Source organism: Pseudomonas azerbaijanoccidentalis, assembly GCF_019145495.1.
Taxonomy (GTDB): domain Bacteria; phylum Pseudomonadota; class Gammaproteobacteria; order Pseudomonadales; family Pseudomonadaceae; genus Aquipseudomonas; species Aquipseudomonas azerbaijanoccidentalis.
Genome location: NZ_JAHSTU010000007.1, coordinates 201,833 through 225,859 on the forward strand (window position 1 = coordinate 201,833; position 24,027 = coordinate 225,859).

22 protein-coding genes are annotated in these 24,027 nt (G+C 59.8%); 12 read left to right on the plus strand and 10 right to left on the minus strand.

The genetic code is table 11. From position 1 onward, the window contains the following. Window positions 1–28 precede the first annotated feature (28 nt). From KVG88_RS22180 to KVG88_RS22190, 3 genes are read left to right on the plus strand one after another with little or no spacing between them, the layout of a single operon-like run. Complete coding sequence (locus KVG88_RS22180; RefSeq protein WP_437179963.1) at window positions 29–1,159, plus strand: DUF4350 domain-containing protein; 1,131 nt, start codon at window positions 29–31, stop codon at window positions 1,157–1,159. Further along, the gene (locus KVG88_RS22185) at window positions 1,156–2,157 is read left to right on the plus strand and encodes an AAA family ATPase (protein ID WP_217872773.1); all 1,002 of its coding nucleotides are present in this window, start codon (window positions 1,156–1,158) and stop codon (window positions 2,155–2,157) included. The genes KVG88_RS22180 and KVG88_RS22185 overlap by 4 nt, the downstream gene beginning before the upstream one ends. Further along, window positions 2,154–3,485 (plus strand): DUF58 domain-containing protein, encoded by a 1,332-nt coding sequence (locus KVG88_RS22190; protein WP_217872774.1) that lies wholly within the window; start codon window positions 2,154–2,156, stop codon window positions 3,483–3,485. The genes KVG88_RS22185 and KVG88_RS22190 overlap by 4 nt, the downstream gene beginning before the upstream one ends. 86 nt (window positions 3,486–3,571) lie before the next feature. On the opposite strand, the gene KVG88_RS22195 is transcribed toward KVG88_RS22190, so the two are convergent. Both KVG88_RS22195 and KVG88_RS22200 read right to left on the minus strand, forming a co-directional pair. Further along, window positions 3,572–3,931 carry a PilZ domain-containing protein gene (locus KVG88_RS22195; RefSeq protein ID WP_150703010.1) on the minus strand — a complete coding sequence of 120 codons (360 nt, stop codon included), beginning with the start codon at window positions 3,929–3,931 and terminating at the stop codon, window positions 3,572–3,574. Window positions 3,932–4,177: 246 nt separating this feature from the next. After that, on the minus strand, window positions 4,178–4,561 hold the full coding sequence (locus KVG88_RS22200) for a tetratricopeptide repeat protein (RefSeq protein ID WP_150703009.1): 384 nt from the start codon (window positions 4,559–4,561) through the stop codon (window positions 4,178–4,180). A gap of 170 nt (window positions 4,562–4,731) precedes the next feature. Here KVG88_RS22200 and pyk point away from each other — a divergent pair, with 170 nt between their 5' ends. Both pyk and KVG88_RS22210 read left to right on the plus strand, forming a co-directional pair. Beyond that, window positions 4,732–6,183 carry a pyruvate kinase gene (pyk, locus tag KVG88_RS22205; RefSeq protein WP_150703008.1) on the plus strand — a complete coding sequence of 484 codons (1,452 nt, stop codon included), beginning with the start codon at window positions 4,732–4,734 and terminating at the stop codon, window positions 6,181–6,183. A 225-nt stretch (window positions 6,184–6,408) separates the two neighbouring features. Continuing rightward, complete coding sequence (locus tag KVG88_RS22210) at window positions 6,409–7,725, plus strand: hypothetical protein (RefSeq protein WP_217872775.1); 1,317 nt, start codon at window positions 6,409–6,411, stop codon at window positions 7,723–7,725. Window positions 7,726–7,760: 35 nt separating this feature from the next. Here KVG88_RS22210 and KVG88_RS22215 read toward each other — a convergent pair whose 3' ends face one another. The 3 genes from KVG88_RS22215 to KVG88_RS22225 are packed head-to-tail and all read right to left on the minus strand — an operon-like array spanning window position 7,761 to window position 10,570. Next, window positions 7,761–8,507: an enoyl-CoA hydratase-related protein gene (locus KVG88_RS22215; RefSeq protein ID WP_217872776.1), complete on the minus strand. Its 747-nt coding sequence runs from the start codon at window positions 8,505–8,507 to the stop codon at window positions 7,761–7,763. Between the two features lie 28 nt (window positions 8,508–8,535). Next, entirely contained in the window at window positions 8,536–9,471 is a 936-nt protein-coding gene (locus tag KVG88_RS22220; RefSeq protein ID WP_217872777.1) for an iron-sulfur-binding ferredoxin reductase, read from the minus strand. Then, window positions 9,464–10,570 (minus strand): GGDEF domain-containing protein, encoded by a 1,107-nt coding sequence (locus KVG88_RS22225; protein WP_150703004.1) that lies wholly within the window; start codon window positions 10,568–10,570, stop codon window positions 9,464–9,466. Before KVG88_RS22225 ends, KVG88_RS22220 begins: the two co-directional genes overlap by 8 nt. A gap of 424 nt (window positions 10,571–10,994) precedes the next feature. Here KVG88_RS22225 and KVG88_RS22230 point away from each other — a divergent pair, with 424 nt between their 5' ends. The 6 genes from KVG88_RS22230 (at window position 10,995) to KVG88_RS22255 (ending at window position 18,951) form a co-directional block, all read left to right on the plus strand. Next, complete coding sequence (locus KVG88_RS22230; RefSeq protein ID WP_150703003.1) at window positions 10,995–12,518, plus strand: fumarate hydratase; 1,524 nt, start codon at window positions 10,995–10,997, stop codon at window positions 12,516–12,518. A 189-nt stretch (window positions 12,519–12,707) separates the two neighbouring features. Then, window positions 12,708–14,474: a sensor histidine kinase gene (locus KVG88_RS22235; RefSeq protein ID WP_217872778.1), complete on the plus strand. Its 1,767-nt coding sequence runs from the start codon at window positions 12,708–12,710 to the stop codon at window positions 14,472–14,474. After that, entirely contained in the window at window positions 14,468–15,802 is a 1,335-nt protein-coding gene (locus KVG88_RS22240; protein ID WP_150703001.1) for a sigma-54-dependent transcriptional regulator, read from the plus strand. Before KVG88_RS22235 ends, KVG88_RS22240 begins: the two co-directional genes overlap by 7 nt. A gap of 301 nt (window positions 15,803–16,103) precedes the next feature. After that, window positions 16,104–17,423: an MFS transporter gene (locus tag KVG88_RS22245; RefSeq protein WP_150703000.1), complete on the plus strand. Its 1,320-nt coding sequence runs from the start codon at window positions 16,104–16,106 to the stop codon at window positions 17,421–17,423. Window positions 17,424–17,767: 344 nt separating this feature from the next. After that, window positions 17,768–18,061, plus strand: coding sequence for a hypothetical protein (locus tag KVG88_RS22250; RefSeq protein WP_217872779.1), 294 nt, complete (start codon window positions 17,768–17,770; stop codon window positions 18,059–18,061). Between the two features lie 257 nt (window positions 18,062–18,318). Beyond that, window positions 18,319–18,951, plus strand: coding sequence for a flavin reductase family protein (locus KVG88_RS22255; protein ID WP_150702998.1), 633 nt, complete (start codon window positions 18,319–18,321; stop codon window positions 18,949–18,951). Here KVG88_RS22255 and KVG88_RS22260 read toward each other — a convergent pair whose 3' ends face one another. Together KVG88_RS22260 and KVG88_RS22265 are read right to left on the minus strand one after the other, a co-directional pair. Next, complete coding sequence (locus KVG88_RS22260) at window positions 18,952–19,182, minus strand: hypothetical protein (protein ID WP_150702997.1); 231 nt, start codon at window positions 19,180–19,182, stop codon at window positions 18,952–18,954. Between the two features lie 41 nt (window positions 19,183–19,223). Continuing rightward, entirely contained in the window at window positions 19,224–19,577 is a 354-nt protein-coding gene (locus tag KVG88_RS22265) for a putative quinol monooxygenase (RefSeq protein WP_150703964.1), read from the minus strand. 407 nt (window positions 19,578–19,984) lie between these two features. Between KVG88_RS22265 and KVG88_RS22270 the strand changes: the two genes are divergently transcribed. Beyond that, the gene (locus KVG88_RS22270; protein ID WP_217872780.1) at window positions 19,985–20,914 is read left to right on the plus strand and encodes an AraC family transcriptional regulator; all 930 of its coding nucleotides are present in this window, start codon (window positions 19,985–19,987) and stop codon (window positions 20,912–20,914) included. A 151-nt stretch (window positions 20,915–21,065) separates the two neighbouring features. Here the strand turns inward: KVG88_RS22270 and KVG88_RS22275 are convergent, their stop codons facing one another. Genes KVG88_RS22275 through KVG88_RS22285 form a run of 3 tightly spaced genes read right to left on the minus strand, consistent with a single transcriptional unit; the run spans window position 21,066 to window position 23,891 of the window. Further along, on the minus strand, window positions 21,066–22,121 hold the full coding sequence (locus KVG88_RS22275; protein WP_217872781.1) for an ABC transporter ATP-binding protein: 1,056 nt from the start codon (window positions 22,119–22,121) through the stop codon (window positions 21,066–21,068). Between the two features lie 16 nt (window positions 22,122–22,137). Next, the gene (locus tag KVG88_RS22280; protein ID WP_217872782.1) at window positions 22,138–22,986 is read right to left on the minus strand and encodes an ABC transporter permease; all 849 of its coding nucleotides are present in this window, start codon (window positions 22,984–22,986) and stop codon (window positions 22,138–22,140) included. Next, entirely contained in the window at window positions 22,983–23,891 is a 909-nt protein-coding gene (locus KVG88_RS22285) for an ABC transporter permease (protein WP_150703968.1), read from the minus strand. The genes KVG88_RS22280 and KVG88_RS22285 overlap by 4 nt, the downstream gene beginning before the upstream one ends. Window positions 23,892–24,027: the final 136 nt, after the last annotated feature.

Genomic DNA, 24,027 nt, shown 5'->3' on the forward strand with positions numbered 1-24,027 from the left:
CCAAGGGCTGTTGTTGATCGGCGTATTCATGGCCGTGTTGCTAGTGGCGCTGAGCGTGTATCTGTATTTCATGGCCACGCCCTATCCGGAAGACATCGATCACGGCCCTTCCCCCGAGGCGCAGGCCAACCCGTACCTGGCCGCCGAGCATTACCTGCGAGAACAGGGTCTGATTGTCAGCCACGCTAATAGCCTGGATGTTCTGCCGAGCCTGGAGCCGCATCAGCACAGCCTGTTGTTGCTCGGCGACCGCTACAACATGAGCCCACGGCAAATTGATCAATTGATGAACTGGACCCGCGCCGGAGGACGCCTGTTGTTCGTCGCCCAATCGCTCTGGGATGAAAAGGCCGGGCAAAGCAACGACCTGTTGCTCGACCGGGTTCAACTGCACCAGTCCCTGAGCAAAGACCTCAAGGATCCGCCGCCAGCCGATGGCGACAAAGATCCCTACCCGCAGCTGACCAAGCTGTACCTGGAAAACGAAGACGCCCCGGCCTACGCCACCTTCGACACGGCCTTCCATCTCGAAGACCCGAAGAATCTCGCCCAGGCCTGGGCCAACAGCGCCAAGGCCACGCACATGATGCAGCTCACCCACGGGCTCGGGTCGATCATTGTGGTGACCGATGCCGACCTGTGGAAAACCCCGGCCATCGATCAATACGACAACGCCTGGCTGCTGTGGTACCTGACGGCGGATACCGGCGTGACCTTGTTGTTCAACACCGACCACGACAGCCTGTGGACATTGTTGCTGCGCTACTTCCCCCAGGCGCTGGTTGCGTTGCTGGCGCTGATTGGCCTGGGGCTTTGGCACGCGGGTGTGCGCCATGGGCCAATGCAGGAGCCGGCACCGAAGGCGCGCCGACAATTGCTGGAGCACCTGCGCGCCAGCGCCGATTTCATGTTGCGCCGAAACGGACAACAGAGCCTGCTGCTAGCGCTGCAACAAGACATTCTGCGGCGCATCCGTCGTCGTCATCCGGGCTATGACCAACTCGCCGTTGCCGAACAATGGCTGGTGCTTTCGCGCCTGACCGGCCAGCCCACACGCGCTATCAGCCAAGCCATGAGCCCACGGCCGAAGCAGCGACTTTCCAGCGCTGAATTCAGCCGCCAGGTGGCCCACCTGCAAACCTTGAGGAATGCGTTATGAGTGAACCGATCGAGCCCGATGCCCCCAGCCATGCTGCTCAACAACGACAACGCGGCAGCCAATTGGCTCAGGCAATCCGCGTCGAATTGCAAAAAGCCGTGATCGGCCAGAACAGCGTTATTGATGATGTGCTGACGGCGTTGATTGCCGGAGGCCACGTGCTGCTCGAGGGCGTGCCGGGGCTGGGCAAGACTTTGCTGGTGCGGGCGCTGGCACGGTGCTTCGGTGGTGAATTTGCGCGTATCCAGTTCACACCGGACCTGATGCCCAGCGATGTCACCGGGCATGCGGTGTACGACCTTCAGACCGAGCAATTCAAACTGCGCAAAGGTCCGCTGTTCACCAACCTGTTGCTGGCCGACGAGATCAATCGCGCCCCGGCAAAAACCCAGGCGGCGTTGCTTGAAGCCATGCAGGAGCGACAGGTCACGCTTGAAGGCCGCGCCCTGCCGATCGCGCAGCCGTTCATGGTGCTTGCCACGCAAAACCCTATCGAACAGGAAGGCACTTATCCACTGCCGGAAGCCGAGCTTGATCGCTTCATGCTCAAGGTGCGCATGGACTACCCCGATGCCGAGCAGGAATTGAACATGGTGCGCCAGGTCAGTCGATCGACCCGCGCCGACATGCTCGACGTGCAACCGCTGCGCACTGTGCTGCAAGCGAAAGATGTGCTGGCTTTGCAACGCATCGCCAGCGACTTGCCGCTGGATGATCAGGTGCTCGACTACGCCGTCCGCCTGGCCCGCTCAACCCGCAGCTGGCCGGGCCTGACCCTCGGCGCCGGACCTCGGGCCTCCATTGCGCTGGTGCGTTGCGCCAGGGCGCGGGCGTTGTTGCGCGGCGGCGAATTCGTGATTCCGGATGACATTAAAGGCTGTGCCCTGGGGGTGCTGCGTCATCGCGTGCGCATAGCGCCGGAACTGGATATCGAAGGGCTTGAGGTCGATCAAGTGCTGCGACAATTGCTCGACCAAGTGCCGGCGCCGCGCCTGTGAAACCCACTCGCCTGCTGTTGCTCTGGCTGGGTGTGCTGCTGGCCATTGGCATCGTGCTGGGCGCGTTGCAGGCGCTGGATGTCGCGTTGCCGGCCTTTGTGCCGCGAGTCAACTGGGGTTTGCTGCTGGCGCTACTGGCACTGGCAGTGCTCGACGCCATCCGCCTCAAGCAATTGCCCTCGCCACGGGTCAACCGAGAGATGCCCGGCAGCCTGGCACTGGGTCGCTGGAGCGACGTGCGGTTAACGGTCGAACACGACTTCGCACACCCCCTGCACATACACCTGTTCGACCATGTGCCAACAGGCCTGAGCTTCGAAAACCTGCCACTGGCCGTGGAACTGCAACCCGGTCAGCACAGCGTTGTAACCTATCGCCTGCGCCCATTGAAACGCGGTCACTTCAGTTTCGAGCACTGCGAAATCAACTTGCCGGGGCCGTTGGGCCTGTGGACCGACAAGCGCGTGCTGAGCCTGACCGATCACAGCCGTGTCTATCCTGATTTCGCTCGCCTCTACGGCGGTCAACTATTGGCTGTGGATAACTGGCTCAGCCAACTTGGCGTGCGCCAGCGACAACGCCGAGGGCTGGGCCTTGAATTTCATCAATTGCGCGAATTTCGTGAGGGCGACAGCCTTCGGCAGATCGACTGGAAAGCCACTGCTCGGCAACGCACACCGATTGCCCGGGAATATCAGGACGAGCGCGACCAACAGATTATTTTCATGCTCGACTGCGGTCGCCGCATGCGCAGTCAGGATGATGAGCTGTCGCACTTCGATCACGCACTCAATGCCTGTCTGCTTTTGAGTTACGTCGCACTGCGCCAGGGCGATGCGGTGGGTTTCAGCACGTTTGCCAGCGACACGCCACGCTACCTCGCGCCCGTTAAAGGCACCGGCCAACTCAACACGTTACTCAACACCGTTTACGACCTGAACAGCAGCCAACGCAGCGCCGACTATCAAGCCGCCGCCACGCAACTGCTGGCACGGCAAAAACGCCGGGCATTGGTGGTGCTGGTGACCAACCTGCGCGATGAAGATGATGAGGAACTGTTCACAGCCGTCAAACGCCTGGGCCAACAGCATCGGGTGCTGGTGGCCAGCCTGCGCGAAAACATACTCGACAATCTGCGGGAAACACCCGTGCAGACTTTGCCTGAAGCTCTGGCCTACTGCGCAACGGTGGATTACTTGAATGCACGGGCCGAACGTCATGAGCGGTTAAGCGCTCATGGCGTGCCGGTGCTGGATACGCTACCAGGAGAACTGGGCACGCAAATGGTGACGCAGTATTTGAGCTGGAAGCGAAGCGGCAGCGTTTAAAGTCAAAACATCGCAGCCTTCGGCAGCTCCTACGGGTGCAAACACTTCAAATGCAGGAGCTGCCGAAGGCGGCGATCTTTTGATTGTCAGGCCGAAGCCGGCAGCGGCAGAAAACTGAAATACTGCTTCAACGCCTCCACCAGTTGCCCATACTCCGGCGGCGCCCGCTGCAGGCTGAAACCGGCGTCGTAGTGGTGAGGGGTGGCGTCTTCGTGGCACCACAGGCAACACGCCCGCAGGTCTATCACCTGTTGGCAGCCTTCGCCGACGGGAATTTTCAGGCGCAAATCGAAGTCCGCACCGATCATCATCGGCAGCTGACTGATGAGCATCAGCCCGTCTTCGGAGACGTTGCCCAGATAGCCGATGGGCTTGTCCGTGATGCTGTTGAACACTTTCAGAAAATACGGCAGTTGATGCCGCTCGATCCGGCGGTCAGTGAACATGCTGAATTCGCTACGCAAGGCCCTTAAGCAAGGCCGCACTAATGCTTCGGAACGGACCTGCCCGCTGTTGCTGAAAAGGCAAAGCGGCCCGCTCTCCCCGATCCCGGTGCGACAGTCTGTGAACCGCTGTCGCTTACTCCTGCCGATCACAGGTGTTACCACGGTTTAGAGACAACGCTCTAATACCGGTCTATTGGACTATAGCTCACTACCGCCGGTCGGCCAGCTATTGGATGACCACCAGCATCAGAACTGTGTTGGACGAACCACTGCCGCACTGCGGGTCGGGTAATGGCCCAGGCTCTGCAAGGTTTCCAGGCGGGCGCGGGCGCGGTAGGCGTATTCGCTTTGCGGATACGAGGCGATGATGAATTGGTAAGTCTGGGCCGCGTCGATGAACATTTTCTGCCGTTCCAGACACTGGCCGCGCATCATCGACACTTCCGGCCACACGTAAGGCCGGGCCCGGCTGGCGCGCTCGACCTTGGACAGTTCCAGCATGACCTGCTCGCAGTTGCCCCGATCATAGGCGCTGTAGGCAAGGTTCAAATGATGGTTCATTGAAAATCGGGTGCAGCCCGTGACACTGAGGGCACTGATGGCAAGGGCGGCAATGAGCACGAATCGCATGGGGGATCTCCTGTCTTGAACGCTGTATCGACCCGTGAGCGGAAATCTTCAGGCTGCTGGCGCAAAGTTGTAGTGTTCAATAAAGAAAGCATTAAGTAGTGCAAACGAACAATGACTACAACTTCGGACCATAGTAGCCTCACTCAGCGCTTGAACTCAGGAGTCTTTGCATGTCCGTCCGTCGTACCAAAATCGTCGCTACCCTAGGCCCGGCCAGTAACTCGCCGGAAGTTCTCGAACAGCTGATTCTGGCTGGCCTGGACGTCGCCCGCCTGAACTTCTCCCACGGCACCCCCGACGAGCACAAGGCTCGCGCGAAGCTGGTGCGTGACCTGGCTGCCAAGCACGGTCGCTTCGTCGCCCTGCTGGGTGACCTGCAAGGCCCGAAAATCCGTATCGCCAAATTCGCCAACAAGAAGATCGAGCTGAAGATCGGTGACCAGTTCACCTTCTCCACCAGCCATCCTCTGACCGAAGGCAACCAGCAAGTGGTCGGCATCGACTACCCGGATCTGGTCAAGGACTGCGGCGTGGGCGACGAGCTGCTGCTCGACGACGGTCGCGTGGTGATGCGCGTCGATACCGCCACCGCCACCGAACTGAACTGCACCGTGACCATCGGCGGCCCGCTGTCCGACCATAAAGGCATCAACCGTCGCGGTGGCGGCCTGACCGCTCCGGCCCTGACTGAAAAAGACAAGGCTGACATCAAGCTCGCTGCGGAAATGGAAGTCGACTACCTCGCCGTGTCCTTCCCGCGTGACGCCGCCGACATGGAATACGCCCGTCAACTGCGCGACGAAGCCGGCGGCACTGCCTGGCTGGTGGCGAAGATCGAACGCGCCGAAGCCGTGGCCGACGACGAAACCCTCGACGGCCTGATCAAGGCCTCCGACGCCGTCATGGTGGCCCGTGGTGACCTGGGCGTGGAAATCGGCGACGCCGAACTGGTGGGCATCCAGAAGAAAATCATTCTGCACGCACGTCGCCACAACAAGGCTGTGATCGTCGCGACCCAGATGATGGAGTCGATGATCCAGAACCCGATGCCGACCCGTGCCGAAGTGTCCGACGTGGCCAACGCCGTGCTCGACTACACTGACGCCGTGATGCTTTCGGCCGAAAGTGCTGCCGGTCTGTATCCACTGGAAGCCGTGCAGGCGATGGCGCGCATCTGCGTCGGCGCTGAAAAACACCCGACCAGCAAGACTTCCAGCCACCGTATTGGCAAGGAATTCACCCGCTGCGACGAAAGCATTGCGCTGGCGACCATGTACACCGCCAACCACTTCCCGGGCGTGAAGGCGATCATCGCATTGACCGAAAGCGGCTACACCCCGCTGATCATGTCGCGCATCCGTTCCTCGGTGCCGATCTATGCGTTCACCCCGCATCGTGAAGCCCAGGCTCGCGCGGCCATGTTCCGTGGCGTGTACACCATCCCGTTCGACCCGGCTTCGCTGGCGCCGAACGAAGTCAGCCAGAAGGCGATCGACGAACTGGTCAAGCGCGGCGTCGTTGAGAAAGGTGACTGGGTCATCTTGACCAAGGGCGACAGCTACCACACCACCGGCGGCACCAACGGCATGAAGATCCTGCACGTTGGCGACCCGATGGTCTGAGTGACCGAGCGCTGAAAAACAAAAGCCCCGTCATGTGAATGGCGGGGCTTTTTTGCATATGAAAACACGAAGAAACAGACAAATACCTGTCAAGTTTGACAGTAGACAGCTCACTCCACTCCTTACTTAATACAGCTGAACTTTGGCAAAACATCATGACGCTCAGACTTTGCTCTGCAAGCGCTTGAGCCACTCGCCGAAATCAGTGATTAAGGAATGGCAGAAATGAATACTCGCCCCAAGCAGACCCCTGGTGATTTTGATCCAAGTTTTGGACCGAGGCAAAATGGCCAGCTGCGTTTGGAATACAGCGACTACATGACGACCACCGGCCGATTGGTTTCCGAGGCTCCAAACGGAAAAATATACATCGGTGGAACCAGTTGGGCGTCTGAAGATCCTTTACCTGCGCATCTCAGTCTGACTCGAGTTTTGAGCGATGGCACACTCGATGCCGAGTTTGGTATTGCCGGTACTGCTCACATCAAACTCAAAGTGCCAGGCATCGAATCCTTCGGTACGACACCTATTCAGATGTTCTACATAACCCATGAAGGAGAGGACAAACTCCTCCTCTCCGTAGGGAGCTACACCATGGGAGTAGGCGCGCCCACGGTGGCGGAGGCATTGATCCGACTGAACGACAAGGGAGAGTTGGACAGGAACTTCGGCACCGATGGAATCCTCCCTATCCCCCGCCTTTTCAATGGCGAGACTACTCAGCACTCAGCATCGGACGCGCTGCACGTCGGCAGCACTGCTTCCAGTCGTGCAGTGCATGTGTCGGATGGCAAGATTTACGTTATTTCCACAGGTACTGATCCGGAGCTGGGATTTGCAGGTGTCGTGAGGTGTTTCGACTACGACGGAGTTGCTGATCAGTCATTTAACGGCACCGGTAACGCATCGCTATCTGAAGTGCTCCGTGTCCGTAGCTCCTTCAACGACATCGTTGTGCACAATGAAAAAATCACCGTATGTGGCTGGGCTGGCAATGCCGCGGTACTGGCCCGCCTCAATATCGATGGTAGTTTTGACAAAAGTTTTGCGGAAGTCGGCTACAAGCTGTTGGAAGGATCAAGTTTTCAGTTTACTTCCCTGGCATTACTAGCTGACGGACGAACAATAGCCACAGGTTTTGGTTCCACTCCACGTAAAGGTTTAGTGGCCGCGTATACACCCAGCGGTCTAATTGACCGGAGCTTTCACCAAGGCGCGCCTATTTACGAAGACTTTGATAAGTCCGATAGCGTCATGTTTTTTGGCGCAGGTTCTGAAGGCGAAAAGATCATTGTGTCGGGAAGATACATCATTGGTCAGACCCCGCACTTTGTCACCGCGCGATACCTGGGTAATGGCCGTCGAGATACGACCTTTGGGGATGGCAAGGGCTGGGTGGTTCACGACTTGGGGAATCCAGCCCTTGCTCATGGGATGAGCCTGCAATCCGATGGAAAAATATTGGTCGTAGGCAACGATTATGACGGGTTCTATAGCAAAACTGTCATCGTCACTCGGCTGCTGAACGGTGCCCGAAAATAAGTGTTTGTAAGGCAACCTTGCCCGTTGCCTTTAATTCACCTGCCCAGAAATCCGGTCAACGCCGCCAACGCTTCCGGCGAACGCAGCCGCTGGGTGAACAACGCGCCCTCTTCTTCAATTACCTTACGCAGCAGCTCTCGGTCGGGCGCTTTCATCAATTGCTTGCTGATGCGCACCGCTTCAGGTGGTAGCGACTCAAAGCGCAGGGCCATCTCACGCGCCTTGGCCAACGCCTCTTCGCCACTGCCCAACGCCTCGGACGCGATGCCCCACGCTGCCGCTTGTTCACCGCTGAAGCCTTCACCGAGCAGCAACAACTCCGCCGCTTTGGCCTGCCCGAGCAGACGCGGCAGGATCAGGCTGGAGCCGAACTCCGGACATAAGCCCAGGTTGACGAACGGCATGCGCAAGCGGGCGTCGCGGCTGACGTAGACCAGATCGCAATGCAGCAACAGCGTCGTGCCAATGCCCACCGCCGCTCCGGCCACGGCAGCGATCACCGGTTTGCGGCATTCGAGCAGGTTGAGCATGAACTGGAACACGGGGCTGTCGAGGTTGCCCGGTGGTTGCTGGATGAAGTCGGCGATGTCGTTGCCGGCAGTGAAGCACTCGGTCGAGCCGGTGATCAGTACCGCATTGATTTCAGGGTCGTTGTCGGCCTGTTTCAACGCTTCGGCCAGCTGGCAGTACATGGCGCGGGTCAGGGCGTTTTTCTTGTCGGGGCGATTGAGGCGCAGGGTCAGCAGGCCGCGTTCGCGTTCAATCTGGATGGCATCGGTCATGGTCGGTCTCGCGTCTGAGAATCAGCGCTCAACCACGGGGCAGAAACACATCGGCCAGCAGTTGATTGCGCGGCAATCCCGCCAGGAACAGGCGTCGGGCGAAGGCGTCGACGCTGTCGGGGGCTCCGCAGAGTAAGGCCAGGGTTTGCCGGGAAACAAGCCGCAGTTGCGCCAAAGCCGCGGGTAACTCGGCCGGGGTCCACAGCTCGATATTGAGGTTGGCGCGGCTGGCGGCCATGGCTTGCAGGGGCTTCGCCAGATAATGTTCATCGGCATCATGGGCCAGGTGAATGACGCGGATTTCGCCTTGGTGATCCTGACGCAAAGCCTCGCGCAACACACCAAACAACGGCGCCAAACCGGTGCCGGCGGCCATCAGCCACAGCGGTCGTGTGTGCCAGTCCGGGTCGTAGTGCAAGGCCCCGCCGCGTAGTTCGCCGAGGCGGATCGAATCGCCGCTTTTCAACTGACGGGCAGCGTCACTGAATTCCCCCGGCAAGCGACAATCGAGGTGAAACTCCAGGAAGCGGTCATCTTCGGGCAGGCTGGCGAGGGAGTAGGGTCGCGCGACGTTACCGGCCCACAACACCAGATGCTGACCGGCGCTATAGCGCAATGGCCGCTGCGGCGTCAGGCGCAAGCGCAACACGCTTGTACTCAACCAGTCGACCGCCGCAACCTCGGCCGGGCGACCATCCTGCTGCGGGTCGAAGGTATGCACCTGCAGGTCCTCGACCACCTGGCACTGGCACGCCAGACGCCAGCCTTGCTGCCGTTGTTCCGCGCCCAAGGCATCGGGGCGACTGTCGCTCGGCAGCCCTTGCACACACTGCACCAGGCAGGCATGACAACTGCCGGCGCGACAACTGTAGGGCACCGCCACGCCGTTCTGATTCAGGGCATCGAGCAGATTGCTGCCTGGCGCCACTGACCATTGGCGATCATCGACGCGTAACTCAGGCATCGACGTTTTCCCACGCCGCCGCGCAGCGGTTGCGGCCGTCACGCTTGGCGCGATAGAGCGCCTGATCGGCTCGCTGCAGAGCGTCGTCGAGGTCGTCGCCAAGCTCAAGCAACGTCATGCCGGCCGACAGGCTCAAGCTGCCCACATTCAAACCAAGCAACTCGACATCGGTAAACGCAATGCGCAGCCGTTCACAACACGAGGTCAGGCTGTCGGCATCGCAATCGGGCAACAACACCACGAACTCTTCGCCGCCGTAGCGGGCCAACACGTCGCCGTCGCGCAGGCAGGCCGTGGCCACACCGGCAAAGGCTTGAAGCACCTGATCACCCGCGGCATGGCCATGCAGATCGTTGATCCGCTTGAAGTGATCGAGGTCGATCAGCGCCAGACCGTGCACCACGCCAGCGTCCATGGCATTGAGCTCACGGGAGGCCAGGCGCAGGAAATGCCGGCGATTGAACAGGCCGGTCAGTTCATCGGTAGCGACCAGGTCTTCGAGCTGGCGCATCATTCCGCGCAGCGTGTCCTGGTGCGCCTGCAACGCGAAACGCCGTTGCCGCATACGGTGTCGCGACGCCTGGACATATCCGGCATACAGCACCAGCCAAACCAATACGATCAACAGTACGCACACCTGCAATGCCGCCAGTGCAGGGTCGGGCAACTGGAAGTGGTAGCCCTCCCACAGCGTGATGGCGCTGAAACTGAAGAACACCAGCATGGCACAGCGTAAGAACGAGCGACGGGACAGATGAAACAGCCCGAACAGCAGGATCAGTAGATAAAACACCAGGAACGCGCCGCGCGCGTCGTTCAGATGGGCGATCAGCCAGGTTTGCCACCCCAGCCCCATCAGCACTTGGGCTTCGGTCAGGCTGGGGTCGGCGAAACGCAGATTGCAGCCGGAATAAAACAGCGCGAACAGTGTCGCCTGACTGATGACCACCAGCGCACTGCCGATGGCGACACCCGCCAGCGAGTCCTGATAATGCCCGGTAAAAAACGCCAGCCACAGCAGCAGCAAAGCCAAGGCATAGGTGCCGGCTGCAAGGGCAAAACGTTTGAGCAACAGTCGCTGAATGGCGTTATGGGTCAATCGTTGACTCACCGAATGAAGGAGACTGACAGAGCGTCCTACTCTACAGACCGAATGTCACTTTAGTGGCGCGGCCGATAAATGACCATTCAATTTTCGGGCCGGATAACTGGCGTCAAATCCATGACTGACATTTCATCGTTGGAGCTGCCGAAGGCTGCGATCTATTGACTTTGCTTTTGTCGCGCAAGAGCAGGATCAAAAGATCGCAGCCTTCGGCAGCGCCTACAAGGAAACGTTCGATATGCGACCAACGATTGACTGCCGACGCGTGTGCCCTTGAACGAGGCGCGGTATACTGCCGCGCCTTTTTAGCGTCGCGCCAGCTGCCCCGGCGTGCCTTGAAAGGTGCTTGCAACCGACCGATGCACCCAAGCTGCAAGCACCTTATTGAATGTTCCCGTCTTTTAGAGGAGCGCGACTCATGACCGTGATCAAGCAAGACGACCTGATTCAGAGCGTTGCCGACGCCCTGCAGTTCATTTCCTATTACCACCCCGTGGATTTCATCCAGGCGATGCACGAGGCTTACCTGCGCGAAGAATCGCCAGCGGCCCGCGACTCGATGGCTCAGATCCTGATCAACTCGCGCATGTGCGCCACCGGCCACCGCCCGATCTGCCAGGACACCGGCATCGTGACCGTGTTTGTGCGTGTGGGCATGGACGTGCGCTGGGATGGCGCCACCATGAGCCTGGACGACATGATCAACGAAGGCGTTCGTCGCGCCTACAACCTGCCGGAAAACGTCCTGCGTGCTTCGATCCTCGCCGACCCGGCGGGCGCTCGCAAGAACACCAAGGACAACACCCCGGCCGTTATCCACTACTCCATCGTTCCGGGTAACACCGTGGAAGTGGACGTGGCGGCCAAGGGCGGCGGTTCCGAGAACAAGTCGAAAATGGCCATGCTCAACCCGTCCGACTCGATCGTCGACTGGGTACTGAAGACCGTTCCGACCATGGGCGCCGGCTGGTGCCCACCGGGCATGCTCGGCATCGGCATCGGCGGCACCGCCGAGAAAGCCGCTGTGATGGCCAAGGAAGTGTTGATGGAGTCCATCGACATTCACGAACTCAAGGCCCGTGGCCCACAGAACCGCATCGAAGAAATGCGCCTGGAGCTGTTCGAGAAGGTCAACCAGCTGGGCATCGGTGCCCAGGGCCTCGGTGGCCTGACCACCGTGCTCGACGTGAAGATCATGGATTACCCGACCCATGCCGCCTCGCTGCCGGTGTGCATGATCCCGAACTGCGCCGCCACCCGTCACACGCACTTCGTGCTCGACGGTTCCGGCCCGGTTGCCCAGGAAGCGCCACCGCTCGACGCCTACCCGGAAATCGTCTGGGAAGCCGGCCCGTCGGCCCGCCGCGTCAACCTCGACACCCTGACCCCGGAAGAAGTGCAGAGCTGGAAGCCGGGCGAAACCGTCCTGCTCAACGGCAAGATGCTCACCGGTCGCGACGCTGCACACAAGCGCATGGTCGAGATGCTGAACAAGGGTGAAACCCTGCCGGTGGACCTGAAAGGTCGCTTCATCTATTACGTCGGCCCGGTTGATCCGGTACGCGAAGAAGTGGTTGGCCCGGCTGGCCCGACCACCGCGACGCGGATGGACAAGTTCACCCGTCAAATCCTCGAGCAGACTGGCTTGCTGGGTATGATCGGCAAATCCGAGCGCGGCCCTACCGCGATCGAAGCGATCAAGGACCACAAAGCCGTTTACCTGATGGCAGTCGGCGGTGCGGCTTACCTGGTGGCGCAAGCGATCAAGAAATCCCGCGTGGTGGCTTTCGCCGAACTGGGCATGGAAGCGATCTACGAGTTCGACGTCAAAGACATGCCAGTGACCGTTGCGGTCGACAGCAAGGGCGAGTCGGTACACATCACCGGTCCTGCCATCTGGCAGCAAAAGATCAGTGAAAGCCTGGCGGTGGAAGTGCAGTAGGCACTGACATCACCTGGCAAAGAACCGGCCTGTTGGTAACGACAGGCCGGTTTTTTTTGCGCCGCGCACTATCCCTTCAACAAACGACCAATCCAATAAAACCCGCGCCGTCGCATGGCTCGCGGCGCGTGATGCCGGTCATTCACATGTTATGGTGCTCGCCCTGTTTTTTTGCCTGTTGCTGAACGCATGCTGCCAACTTCCCGATCCCTGCGCCTGGCGCTTTACACCGTATTGATCATTGCCGGCGCCGCCATCGCCGCCACCCTGGCCATGCGCCACACCGTACGCCAATCCATGGTCGAAGACGCGGCACGCGCCAATCAGCAATTGGCGCTCTACGCCACGTCCCTGCATACCCTGATCGAACGTTACCGCGCCCTGCCCTCGGTGCTGGCGCTGGACCCGCAGCTGCGCGACGCCCTCCAAGGCCCGGTAAGCCCAGAGCAACAGGATCTGTTGAACCGCAAACTGGAAAAGATCAACGGCGCGGCCGATTCCTCGACCCTGGAACTGCTCGACCGCACCGGCCTGGCCGTGGCAGCGAGCAACTGGCGCTTGCCCAGCAGTTACGTCGGCCATAACTATGGTTTCCGTCCGTATTTCAGCCAGACCCGCACCCAAGGCACCGGTCGTTTTTATGCCGTGGGCGTGACCAGCGGGATTCCCGGTTACTTCCTGTCCAGCGCGGTGACCAACGACGACGGCCAGTTTCTCGGTGCCATGGTGGTGAAACTGGAGTTTCCGGAGCTGGAGCGCGAATGGCGCCAAGGCAACGACACGCTGCTGGTCAGCGACGCTCGCGGGATCATCTTCATCGCCAATCAACCGGGCTGGCGCTATCGCTATTTGCAGCCACTGAGCGACAGCGATCACGCCGAACTCAAGGCGACTCGTCAATACGACAAGCAGCCGCTTACACCGCTTGAACACCAGGCGTTGCGCCATTTCGACGACAACAGCGCCCTGACCCGGGTCAAAGGCCCGGACGGCAATGCCGATTACCTGTGGGAATCGTTGCCGCTCGCCGCCGAAGGCTGGACGCTGCACTTGCTGCGCCGCCCGCAGGTCGCTTTCGAGGACAGCCGCAACGCCGCGCTCGCCGCCGCCGGACTGTGGCTGACGCTGGTGTTTCTGCTGCTGTTTCTCAACCAGCGCTGGCGCCTGGCGAAGATTCGTCAACGCAGTCGTGAAGAACTGGAGCAACTGGTGGAAGAGCGCACCCGAGATTTGCGCACCGCCCAGGAAGGCCTGGTGCAATCGGCCAAGCTCGCCGCCCTTGGACAGATGTCGGCCGCGTTGGCCCATGAAATCAACCAGCCGTTGACGGCCCAGCGCATGCAGTTGGCCACCCTGCGTCTGCTGCTCGATCATGGTCGCGTCGATGAAGCGTATCAGGCACTCAAACCGGTGGACGACATGCTGACGCGCATGGCCGCCCTCACCGGCCACCTGAAAACCTTCGCACGCAAAAGCCCCAGCGGCTTGCGTGAACGACTGGACTTGGCCGCGGTGGTTGACCAGTCGCTGCAATTGCTCGACACCCGTTTACGCGATGAGCAAGTCAGCACCGTGCTGCACATGACACGCCCGGCCTGGGTGCGCGGCGATGCGATTCGTCTGGAGCAGGTGTTGATCAACCTGCTGCGCAACGCCCTGGATGCGATGCAGGACAAACCCTGCAAACGCCTGGAAATCCGTCTAGAAGCCGATGAACAATTGTGGCGCCTGAGCGTCATCGATAACGGCAGCGGCATCGCCGAAGAAAACCTGCCTAAAGTGTTCGACCCGTTCTTCACCACCAAACCGGTGGGCGATGGGCTGGGCATCGGCCTGGCCGTTTCCTTCGCCATCGTTCACGAATCGGGCGGTCGATTGGCGGCGGATAATCATGGCAATGGCGCGGTGTTCACCCTGACCTTGCCGATCGACCTGGAGACCCAAGACTCATGTTGAATTCCGTGATGGTGGTCGACGACGAAAGCAGCATTCGCAGTGCCGTCGAACAATGGCTGAGCCTGTCGGGTTTCGAGGTACAGTTGTTCAGCCGCGCCGATGAATGCCTGGCGCAGCTGCCGAAGCATTTTGCCGGGGTGATTCTCAGCGACGTGCGCATGCCCGGCATGACCGGCCTGGAACTGTTGGCCGAAGTGCAGCGCCGTGATGCCGACTTGCCGGTGATCCTGCTGACCGGCCACGGCGATGTGCCGATGGCCGTCGATGCCATGCGCGATGGCGCGTACGACTTTCTCGAAAAACCCTTCAGCCCGGAAACCTTGCTCGGCAGCTTGCGTCGGGCGCTGGACAAGCGCCGGCTGGTTCTGGAAAACCGCGCCCTGCATGAACAGGCGGATAACCGCGCCAAACTCGATACCACGCTGCTCGGAGTGTCCCGTGGTTTGCAGACCCTGCGTCGACAGGTACTGGACCTGGCGGCGCTGCCGGTCAACGTGCTGATCCGCGGCGAAACCGGAAGTGGCAAGGAATTGGTTGCCCGCTGCCTGCACGACTTCGGCCCGCGCGCCGACAAACCCTTTGTTGCGCTCAACTGCGCCGCCATCCCCGAGCAACTGTTCGAAGCCGAGCTGTTCGGCCACGAAAGCGGCGCATTCACCGGCGCCCAGGGCAAGCGCATCGGCAAGCTCGAATACGCCGACGGCGGCACGTTGTTTCTTGACGAAATCGAAAGCATGCCGCTGGCGCAACAGGTGAAATTGTTGCGCGTATTGCAGGAGCAAAAACTTGAGCGATTGGGCTCGAACCAGAGCATCCGTGTGGACCTGCGGATCATCGCCGCGACCAAACCGGACCTGCTCGACGAAGCGCGGGCCGGACGTTTTCGCGAGGACCTGGCTTACCGCTTGAACGTCGCTGAATTACGCCTGCCGCCCTTGCGCGAACGGCGTGAAGACATCCCGCTGTTGTTCGAATCGTTCGCGCAAAATGCCGCTGAACGGCTGGGGCGCAAGTTTCCACCACTCAGCGGTGCGCAGTTGAGCCACCTGCTGAGTCACGACTGGCCGGGCAACGTGCGCGAACTGGCGAACGTCGCTGAGCGTCAGGTGCTGGGGCTCGGTGAACCCGAGCCAGCAGGCATCGAACCGGGCCAGTCACTCGCAGCCCAGCAGGAAGCGTTCGAAGCGCAATGCCTGCGCGCGGCGTTGACCCGGCACAAAGGCGATGTGAAAGCGGTGCTCGAAGAACTGCAACTGCCGCGTCGCACGTTCAATGAAAAGATGCAGCGGCATGGGTTGAGTCGGGAGATGTTTTTGCAGGACAGCTGAGTTTTGCAGTGTCAGCTCTGGCCTCATCGCGAGCAGGCTCGCTCCCACAGTTGTCTGATGTACACCTGTCCATTGTGGGAGCGAGCCTGCTCGCGATGGGGCCGGTCCAAGCAATGAAAACCCCAGACACGAATAAGCAATTTTCCGCCCACACCCAACCAAACATAAGCGGATTTCCGCTCACCAAACCGCCCTACCCCCTCTAAACCGCCCCTCTCCCCGTTGGCACAGCTCCTGCTATAGCCCCCGCAGGCTGCGTTTAAACGCGCTCCACAAAAACAATTAAACGAAGGATCCTTCAATGGATAACTCCAACTCCCTGCCGCTTGGGTCGGCTGCCGTGCCGGCCAAAGAAAGAACCACTTCCAGCCGCATCAAATCGATTTTCAGCGGTTCCGTAGGCAACATGGTCGAGTGGTACGACTGGTACGTCTATGCCGCCTTCTCCCTCTACTTCGCCAAGGCCTTTTTCCCTAAAGGCGACACCACCGCACAACTGCTGAACACCGCCGCAATTTTCGCCGTGGGCTTCCTGATGCGCCCGATCGGTGGCTGGTTGATGGGTCTGTATGCCGACAAGGTCGGGCGCAAAAAAGCCCTGATGGCTTCGGTTTACCTGATGTGCTTCGGCTCGCTGCTGATCGCCCTGAGCCCGGGTTATGAAACCATCGGCATCGGCGCGCCGATCCTGCTGGTGTTCGCCCGTCTGCTGCAAGGCCTGTCGGTCGGTGGCGAATACGGCACCTCGGCCACTTACCTCAGTGAGATGGCGACCAAAGAACGTCGCGGTTTCTTCTCCAGCTTCCAGTACGTGACCCTGATCTCCGGTCAGCTCATAGCGCTGGGCGTACTGATCGTGCTGCAAAATATTCTGACCACCGAGGAGCTGTACGCCTGGGGCTGGCGCATTCCGTTTGCCATCGGCGCGCTGTGTGCCGTGGTCGCGCTCTACCTGCGTCGTGGCATGGAAGAAACCGAGTCCTTCACCAAGAAAGAGAAGGCCAAGGAAAGCGCCATGCGCACCTTGATGCGCCACCCGAAAGAACTCCTGACCGTGGTCGGCCTGACCATGGGCGGTACGCTGGCGTTCTACACCTACACCACCTACATGCAGAAGTACCTGGTGAACACCGTCGGCATGAGTATCTCCGACTCCACCACCATTTCCGCCGCCACGCTGTTCCTGTTCATGTGCCTGCAACCGATCATCGGCGGGCTGTCGGATAAAATCGGTCGTCGGCCGATCCTGATTGCTTTCGGCGTTCTGGGCACACTGTTCACCGTGCCGATCCTCACCACCCTGCACACCATCACCACCTGGTGGGGCGCGTTCTTCCTGATCATGGCGGCGCTGATCATCGTCAGCGGCTACACCTCGATCAACGCCGTGGTGAAAGCCGAACTGTTCCCGACCGAAATCCGCGCCTTGGGCGTGGGCCTGCCATACGCACTGACCGTATCGATTTTCGGCGGCACCGCCGAATACATCGCGCTGTGGTTCAAGAGCATCGGCATGGAAACCGGTTACTACTGGTATGTGACGGCGTGCATTGCGGTGTCGTTGCTGGTGTACATCACCATGAAAGACACCCGCAAACATTCGCGGATCGTCACGGACTGAGTCCAACGCGTTACACCAAAGGGGCAGATCGTCGGGATCTGCCCCTTTTTTATTGCTGAAAAAGCGGCTCCGCCGACCTCCACTCAACGCCGGTTAAACAATTTGTTACCCACGGCGTGTGGCGGATTAATCACGAGTTAATGCTCGTCTTCCATCCTGAAAGCGTCTGATCGATTAACTGCGATGCGCCCATTCAGTTCCTGAAAGCGGAAGAATTTGATGGCCTTAATATCTATTTAATCGATTGTTTTTAGCATTATTTTGCGCTTTTTAATCAGTTTAATTGGCGTAGCATGAAACCCATGCCCAAGAGACAAAACGCCAAAGAACCTGGAGAAATGAAGATGAAAACCAAACTGTTCCTCGCCATCGCCCTGTCCGTACTGGCCGCCAACACCTTCGCCGCCGATGGCTTCGACCGCACCGGTTCCGCTGTTGCAGCAGACGGCTATGACCGCACCGGTTCCGTCACTGTGGCTGCTGACGGCTACGACCGCACCGGTTCCGCCACCGTCGCAGAAGATGGCTATGACCGTACCGGCGGCGCCACCGTCGCCGAAGACGGCTACGACCGCACAGGCGGCGCCACTGTCGCTGAAGATGGTTACGATCGCACTGGCGGCGCTACCGTCAGCTAATCCAGTCATCACGGCACCAGAGCCCGGCTTCGGCCGGGCTTAGTCGTTTCTAGGGAATGCAAAATTCAGCGACTACGCAAAACCTGTAGGAGCGAGCCTGCTCGCGATGACTGAACCTCAGTCAACATTGATATTGAATGACCGTGAGCTATCGCGAGCAACCTCACTCCCACAAGGTTCTTCATCAGGCTGGAAATCAGCGGCGAGGCCTTGCACTATTGCTGCCTATTCGAAAGCAGCCCCAAGGAACACTGCGCATGCCCGACGACATTCATTATTACGAACCCGTCAACGGCCACGGCCTGCCCCACGATCCGTTCAACGCGATCGTCGGCCCGCGCCCGATTGGCTGGATCTCTTCGCAGGATGCCAACGGCCACTTGAACCTGGCGCCGTACAGCTTTTTCAACGCCTTCAACTACATTCCGCCGATCATCGGGTTCTGCAGCGTCGGACGCAAAGACAGCCTGAACAACATCGAACAGACCGGCGAGTTCGCCTGGAATCTGGCCACCCGACCTTTGGCCGAACAGATGAACCAGAGCTGCGCCATGGTCGAGCCGCTGGTTGATGAGTTCGAGTTGTCCGGGCTCACCCCCGTGGCGTCGAAAATCATTCAGGTGCCGCGAGTCGCCGAAAGCCCGGTGTCCTTTGAATGCAAGGTCACGCAGATCATTCAGTTGCAGCGGGCGGACGGCAATGTGGTGCCGAGCTGGCTGATTCTGGGCGAAGTGGTCGCCGTGCATATCGCCAAATGGCTGCTGAAGGATGGGGTGTACGACACCGCCGCGGCAGAACCGATCCTGCGCGGCGGTGGGCCAGCGGATTATTTCCAGCTGGGGCCTGAGGCATTGTTCAAGATGTACCGCCCGGGAGCGGTAAAAAAGTAATTACCAGACCAGCCCGCCTTCTTCGTCGACACCTTTGAGGTGGGTCAGTTGCAGGGCAGCGGCTTCGTCCGCTTCTCTGGCGGTCTTGAAGGTCTGTTCTTCCAGCAGTTTGTTGAAGCGAGGCGCACCCGCGCCACCGATGGCTTTGGTGGCGATTGCCGCGTAATACCCGCCTTCACGGGGGATTACGGCCGATACTGCTTCGAAGGTTTCAAAGGCTTTGCGTGCCATGTCGCGCATCCTGGCTAATAGAGAATGCAGCCATTAAACGCTCAACCGGCCAGTTTGTGTACCGCTGCTCCGGACTGACGCAAAGCCTGCGCCTCGGACACATCCTTGAAGGTGTGGAAATCCAGACTGTTGACCACCAACTCCTGCACCAGCTCGGCAAAAATCTCCATCGCCGGGGTGCTGAAGTACGCGGTCATCGCCTGTTGATTGCTCCAGAAACCGGACACCAGCCACAGTTCCGGATCGCATTGCGAATGCTGCAAGGCAAAGTTAAGGCAGCCTGGCGCGGCGCGGGACGGCTCGATCAACGCGCTCAGGCGCAAACCAAGCTCTTGGGAACGCCCGGCGCGCGCTCGCACGAAGGCCATATGACTGACGGGGATTTGCTTGGACATGGTTCAACCCTCCCGGGGAGTCGCGTGGCAGCCGGGGGACGGGCTGCGACAGGATCAAAGGTTAAGGGTCGCTGCGGAGTTGTCGTTAGTCGATTTCTGCCGCCGTGTTGCACAATCCTGCGAGCGTGCACACGCTACCTGTAACAAAATGTTGAGCTCTGTCACTGTTCTGCCATGTAGGAGCTGCCGCAGGCTGCGATCTTTTGATCTTAAAAACACAATCAAAAGATCGCAGCCTTCGGCAGCTCCTACGGGGGTTTGGCGGTGTGTCCGGGCGCTGAGTGGGCGGAGGGATGGAGCCAGCCCGTGCAGAATCAGGCAAGCATCAGGCAGGATGTGTCTACCGCTATGGCTTGCACAAACATATGCTTTGCCCATCATTCCTGCCCCTGCCGAGGATGCCTTGCATGTCGTCACTCGATCACTTTGAAGCCCCGCTGGACACCGACATGGAGAAACAGCGTGCGGAACTGGCGGCGATCATCCGTCGCAACACCGCCGAAGATGGCAGTTATGCCACCGCTGTCGATTCGCTATTCATGTCGCGCCACAGCGAGAACCACGAGTTCGCCCCGGTGCTCGCGCAACCGGCGCTGTGCATCATGGCCCAGGGGCGCAAGGAAGTGCGGCTGGCGGACGAGTACTTCAATTACGATCCGCTCAATTACCTGGTGGTCTCGGTGTCGATGCCGCTCAGTGGTCGAGTGGTGAATGTTTCGGCCGAAGAACCGATCCTCGCCGTGCGCCTGGACATTGATCCGGCGGAAATTACTGCGCTGATCGCCGACGCTGGCCCCCTTGGCGTACCCAGCCGTCCGACCGGACGCGGGCTGTATGTCGAGCGGCTCGACACCGCGATGCTCGACGCCGTGCTACGCCTGACGCGCTTGCTCGACACCCCGAAAGACATCGCCATGCTCGCGCCGCTGATCCGCCGGGAGATTCTCTACCGTCTACTGCGCAGCAAGCAGGGCCATCGGTTGTACGAGATTGCCATTGCCAATAGTCAGAGCCATCGCATCAGCCAGGCGATCAAATGGCTCAACAGCAACTATGAGCAACCGCTGCGCATCGATGATCTGGCCAAAGAAGTGAATTTGAGCGTGTCGACGCTGCACCATCGCTTCAAGGCAATGACGGCGATGAGCCCGTTGCAGTATCAAAAGCAGCTGCGTTTGCAGGAAGCGCGGCGCTTGATGCTGGCGGAAGGTTTGGAAGCCTCGGCGGCGGGGTATCGGGTTGGATATGAAAGCCCGTCGCAGTTCAGCCGCGAGTACAGCCGGTTGTTCGGCGCGCCGCCTTTGAGGGATTTGGCGCGTTTGCGGTTGTCACTCTGATCCAACATTTTTTATGTGGCTGATGGCCCCATCGCTGGCAAGCCAGCTCCCACAAGGATAATTGGTGGCCACAAAATTGTGTGAACACCGCCGAACCCTGTGGGAGCTGGCTTGCCAGCGATGAGGCAGCTGAGGCAATAGAAATCCTGAATCAGGCGCCGAGTACTCGGCAAGCCTCGGCCGGCAATGTCACCGACACCGGATGCCCAACGCTCAAACCGAACCCCTGACACGGCGTGCTCAGCGCGGTAAATGACACCCCGGAACACTCCACCGTCGTCTCGATGGTCGCGCCAATATCCCGCACAAACGTCACCTTGCCCAGCAAGCGATTGCCCGCCGTCGCCTGTGGCGCGGACAGTTGCAGGTCTTCGGGGCGAATCAGCATCTTCACCTTTTCCCCGACCACAATGCTGCTGCAAATCGGCACTTGCAGCGCATCGCCACCGGGCAAACTCACCTTGCCATTACCCAGCGCCGTGGCCGGGAAAATGTTGCCGGAACCGATGAAGTCCGCGACAAATTCATTGGCCGGATGGCGGTAGATCTCGATCGGCGTGCCCACCTGCTGCACCTTGTGTTCACCCAACACCACAACGATATCCGCCATGGTCATCGCTTCGCGTTGATCGTGGGTGACCATGATGGTGGTGATGTTCAGGCGCTGTTGCAATTGACTGATTTCCACCTGCATCGACTCGCGCAGCTTGGCGTCGAGCGCCGACAACGGTTCGTCGAGCAAGAGGATTTTCGGGTGCGAGGCAATCGCCCGGGCAATCGCCACGCGCTGGCGCTGACCACCGGACAGCTTGGCCACCGGACGATTGATCATCGGCTGCAACTGGATCAGCTCCAGCAACTCCACCACCCGCGCCTGCTGGTCGGCCTTGCTGACGCCGCGCAGTTTCAGTGGATAAGCAATGTTTTCACCCACGGTCATGTGCGGGAACAGCGCCAGCGACTGGAATACCATGCCGAAGTTGCGCAGGTGCGCGGGGGTGTGGCCGATGTCTTCACCGTCCAGGCGAATCTCGCCGCCAGTCAGGGTTTCCAGCCCGGCAATCATCCGCAGCAACGTGGTTTTGCCACAGCCCGACGGGCCGAGGAAACACACCAGTTTGCCCTCGGGCAAATGCAGGTTCACATCTTTTACCGCGCAGGCCGAGCCGTAGTGTTTCTCGACGTTTTCCAGAATCAGACCAGACATAAATCACCTCAAGAAATCAGAACGAAACGCCGCCTTCACCCACCAGCTTCTCCAGCGCCCAGATCAGGACGAAGTCGATCAGCACGATCAGCACGGCAAACGAAAATACGGTGGGGTCGAGCGAGGACACGGTGCGGCTGTACATCCAGATCGGCACGGTCATGACGTCGATGGTGTAGAGGAAATAGGTCACGGTGAATTCGTTGAACGAGACGATGAACGCCAGCAGCATGCCTGCCAGAATCCCCGACTTCATCAGCGGCACCACCACATCGAGGATCGCCCGCATCGGTGAAGCGCCGAGCATTTGCGCAGCCTCTTCGACTTCAGTGCCGATGGAGAGCATCGCCGCCGTGCAGTTTTTCACCACGAATGGCAGCGCCAGAATTACGTGGGCAATCACCAGCCGCGAGGTGGTCATGTGGAACGGCAGGCTGTCGAACACCAGCAGCAACGCCAGGCCCAACACCACCATCGGGAACACCAGCGGCAACGACATCAATTGCAGCGCCACAGCCTTGCCGCGGAATTCGCAGCGGGTCAGTGCGTAAGCGGCCGGCACCGCAATGATCGTGGCGAAGACCATGGTCAGGCACGACACCATCAGGCTGGTGGTCATGGCTTGGCCGAGGCTCAGCACGTCACTGGAATCGGGCGACACGAAGGTGTGCCAGGCGGCTTTGTACCATTGCAGGCTATAGCTGCTCGGTGGGAAGTCGAGGTTCGATGCGCCGCTGAACGACATGACGATCATGGTCAGGATCGGCAGCACTGCCAGCAGCAGGATGAAGCCCGAAAGGATGCCGGCAAACTTGCCGGTCTCGCCGGGCAACAGGCCATAACGCTTCTTGGTCAGGGTACTCATTGCGAAGCCTCCAGCATGCGTCGACGACGGCCGGTGATGTATTCGGACAAAGTCATGATCGCCAGGGTGGTGACGATCAGCACCACACCGGCAGCGGAAGCGGCGGGCCAGTTCATCAGCGGAGCGATCTGGTCATGCACCATCACCGCCAGCATTGGCACGCGACGGCCACCGAGCAGCAATGGCACCACAAAACTGCTGGCGTTGTAGGCGAACACCAACGTCGCACCGGTAATGATCCCCGGCAGACTCATCGGCAACACCACTTGGCGGAACACCTGGAATCGACTGGCACCGAGGGTCGCGGCGGCTTCTTCGTAGCTGCGGGCAACGCCGCGCATGGCACTGGCGATTGGCAGCACGGCCAATGGGAAAGCGGTTTGCACCAGGCCCATCAACACGCCGTTCTGGTTGTACAGCAGCATGATCGGACGCTTGATCAGGCCAAGGCCCATCAGTGCCTGGTTGAGCATGCCGGCCGGGCCGAGAATCACCAGCCAGCCGTAGCTTTGCAGCAGCAGGTTGACCAGCAGCGGAAGCAGCACCGCCGCGAGGAAAATCCGTCGCACGAAGGGCGAGGTCAGGCGCGACATGGTGTAGGCCACCGGGATCGCCAGGATCACGGCGATCACCGCGCTGATCAGCGCCAGGCGCAAGGTCAGCATCAGCGATTTGAGGTAGTAGGGTTCCAGCAATTGGGCATAGCTGGCCAGGCTGAACCCTGACCATTCCGCACCCTTGGTGCCCACGCTCATGCGCAGTACCAGCAGGCTGGCGGCGATCAGTACGCCGAGAAACAGCATCGACGGCGAGAGGAAAAGCCAGGCGCGCGCGGTCGGCGAAACACCGAAGCGTGGGCGCGACTCAGCAGCGTTGACCGAATGGGTCAAAGGTTGGTGTTCCATAGCAAAGGTCTCGTCAATGGAAGTTCTAAAGCTGTAAACCCGCCCTGTAGGAGCTGCCGAAGGCTGCGATCTTTTGATCTTCAAAGGTCAAGATCAAAAGATCGCAGCCTTCGGCAGCTCCTACATAGACATGCGG

Coding starts and splice junctions, on each gene's coding strand:
- KVG88_RS22180 (WP_437179963.1), top strand. CDS start 29: ATGGCCGTGTTGCTAGTGGCGCTGAGCGTGTATCTGTATTTCATGGCC.
- KVG88_RS22185 (WP_217872773.1), top strand. CDS start 1,156: ATGAGTGAACCGATCGAGCCCGATGCCCCCAGCCATGCTGCTCAACAA.
- KVG88_RS22195 (WP_150703010.1), bottom strand. CDS start 3,931: ATGTTCACTGACCGCCGGATCGAGCGGCATCAACTGCCGTATTTTCTG.
- KVG88_RS22200 (WP_150703009.1), bottom strand. CDS start 4,561: ATGCGATTCGTGCTCATTGCCGCCCTTGCCATCAGTGCCCTCAGTGTC.
- pyk (WP_150703008.1), top strand. CDS start 4,732: ATGTCCGTCCGTCGTACCAAAATCGTCGCTACCCTAGGCCCGGCCAGT.
- KVG88_RS22210 (WP_217872775.1), top strand. CDS start 6,409: ATGAATACTCGCCCCAAGCAGACCCCTGGTGATTTTGATCCAAGTTTT.
- KVG88_RS22215 (WP_217872776.1), bottom strand. CDS start 8,507: ATGACCGATGCCATCCAGATTGAACGCGAACGCGGCCTGCTGACCCTG.
- KVG88_RS22220 (WP_217872777.1), bottom strand. CDS start 9,471: ATGCCTGAGTTACGCGTCGATGATCGCCAATGGTCAGTGGCGCCAGGC.
- KVG88_RS22230 (WP_150703003.1), top strand. CDS start 10,995: ATGACCGTGATCAAGCAAGACGACCTGATTCAGAGCGTTGCCGACGCC.
- KVG88_RS22235 (WP_217872778.1), top strand. CDS start 12,708: ATGCTGCCAACTTCCCGATCCCTGCGCCTGGCGCTTTACACCGTATTG.
- KVG88_RS22240 (WP_150703001.1), top strand. CDS start 14,468: ATGTTGAATTCCGTGATGGTGGTCGACGACGAAAGCAGCATTCGCAGT.
- KVG88_RS22245 (WP_150703000.1), top strand. CDS start 16,104: ATGGATAACTCCAACTCCCTGCCGCTTGGGTCGGCTGCCGTGCCGGCC.
- KVG88_RS22250 (WP_217872779.1), top strand. CDS start 17,768: ATGAAAACCAAACTGTTCCTCGCCATCGCCCTGTCCGTACTGGCCGCC.
- KVG88_RS22255 (WP_150702998.1), top strand. CDS start 18,319: ATGCCCGACGACATTCATTATTACGAACCCGTCAACGGCCACGGCCTG.
- KVG88_RS22260 (WP_150702997.1), bottom strand. CDS start 19,182: ATGGCACGCAAAGCCTTTGAAACCTTCGAAGCAGTATCGGCCGTAATC.
- KVG88_RS22265 (WP_150703964.1), bottom strand. CDS start 19,577: ATGTCCAAGCAAATCCCCGTCAGTCATATGGCCTTCGTGCGAGCGCGC.
- KVG88_RS22270 (WP_217872780.1), top strand. CDS start 19,985: ATGTCGTCACTCGATCACTTTGAAGCCCCGCTGGACACCGACATGGAG.
- KVG88_RS22275 (WP_217872781.1), bottom strand. CDS start 22,121: ATGTCTGGTCTGATTCTGGAAAACGTCGAGAAACACTACGGCTCGGCC.
- KVG88_RS22280 (WP_217872782.1), bottom strand. CDS start 22,986: ATGAGTACCCTGACCAAGAAGCGTTATGGCCTGTTGCCCGGCGAGACC.
- KVG88_RS22285 (WP_150703968.1), bottom strand. CDS start 23,891: ATGGAACACCAACCTTTGACCCATTCGGTCAACGCTGCTGAGTCGCGC.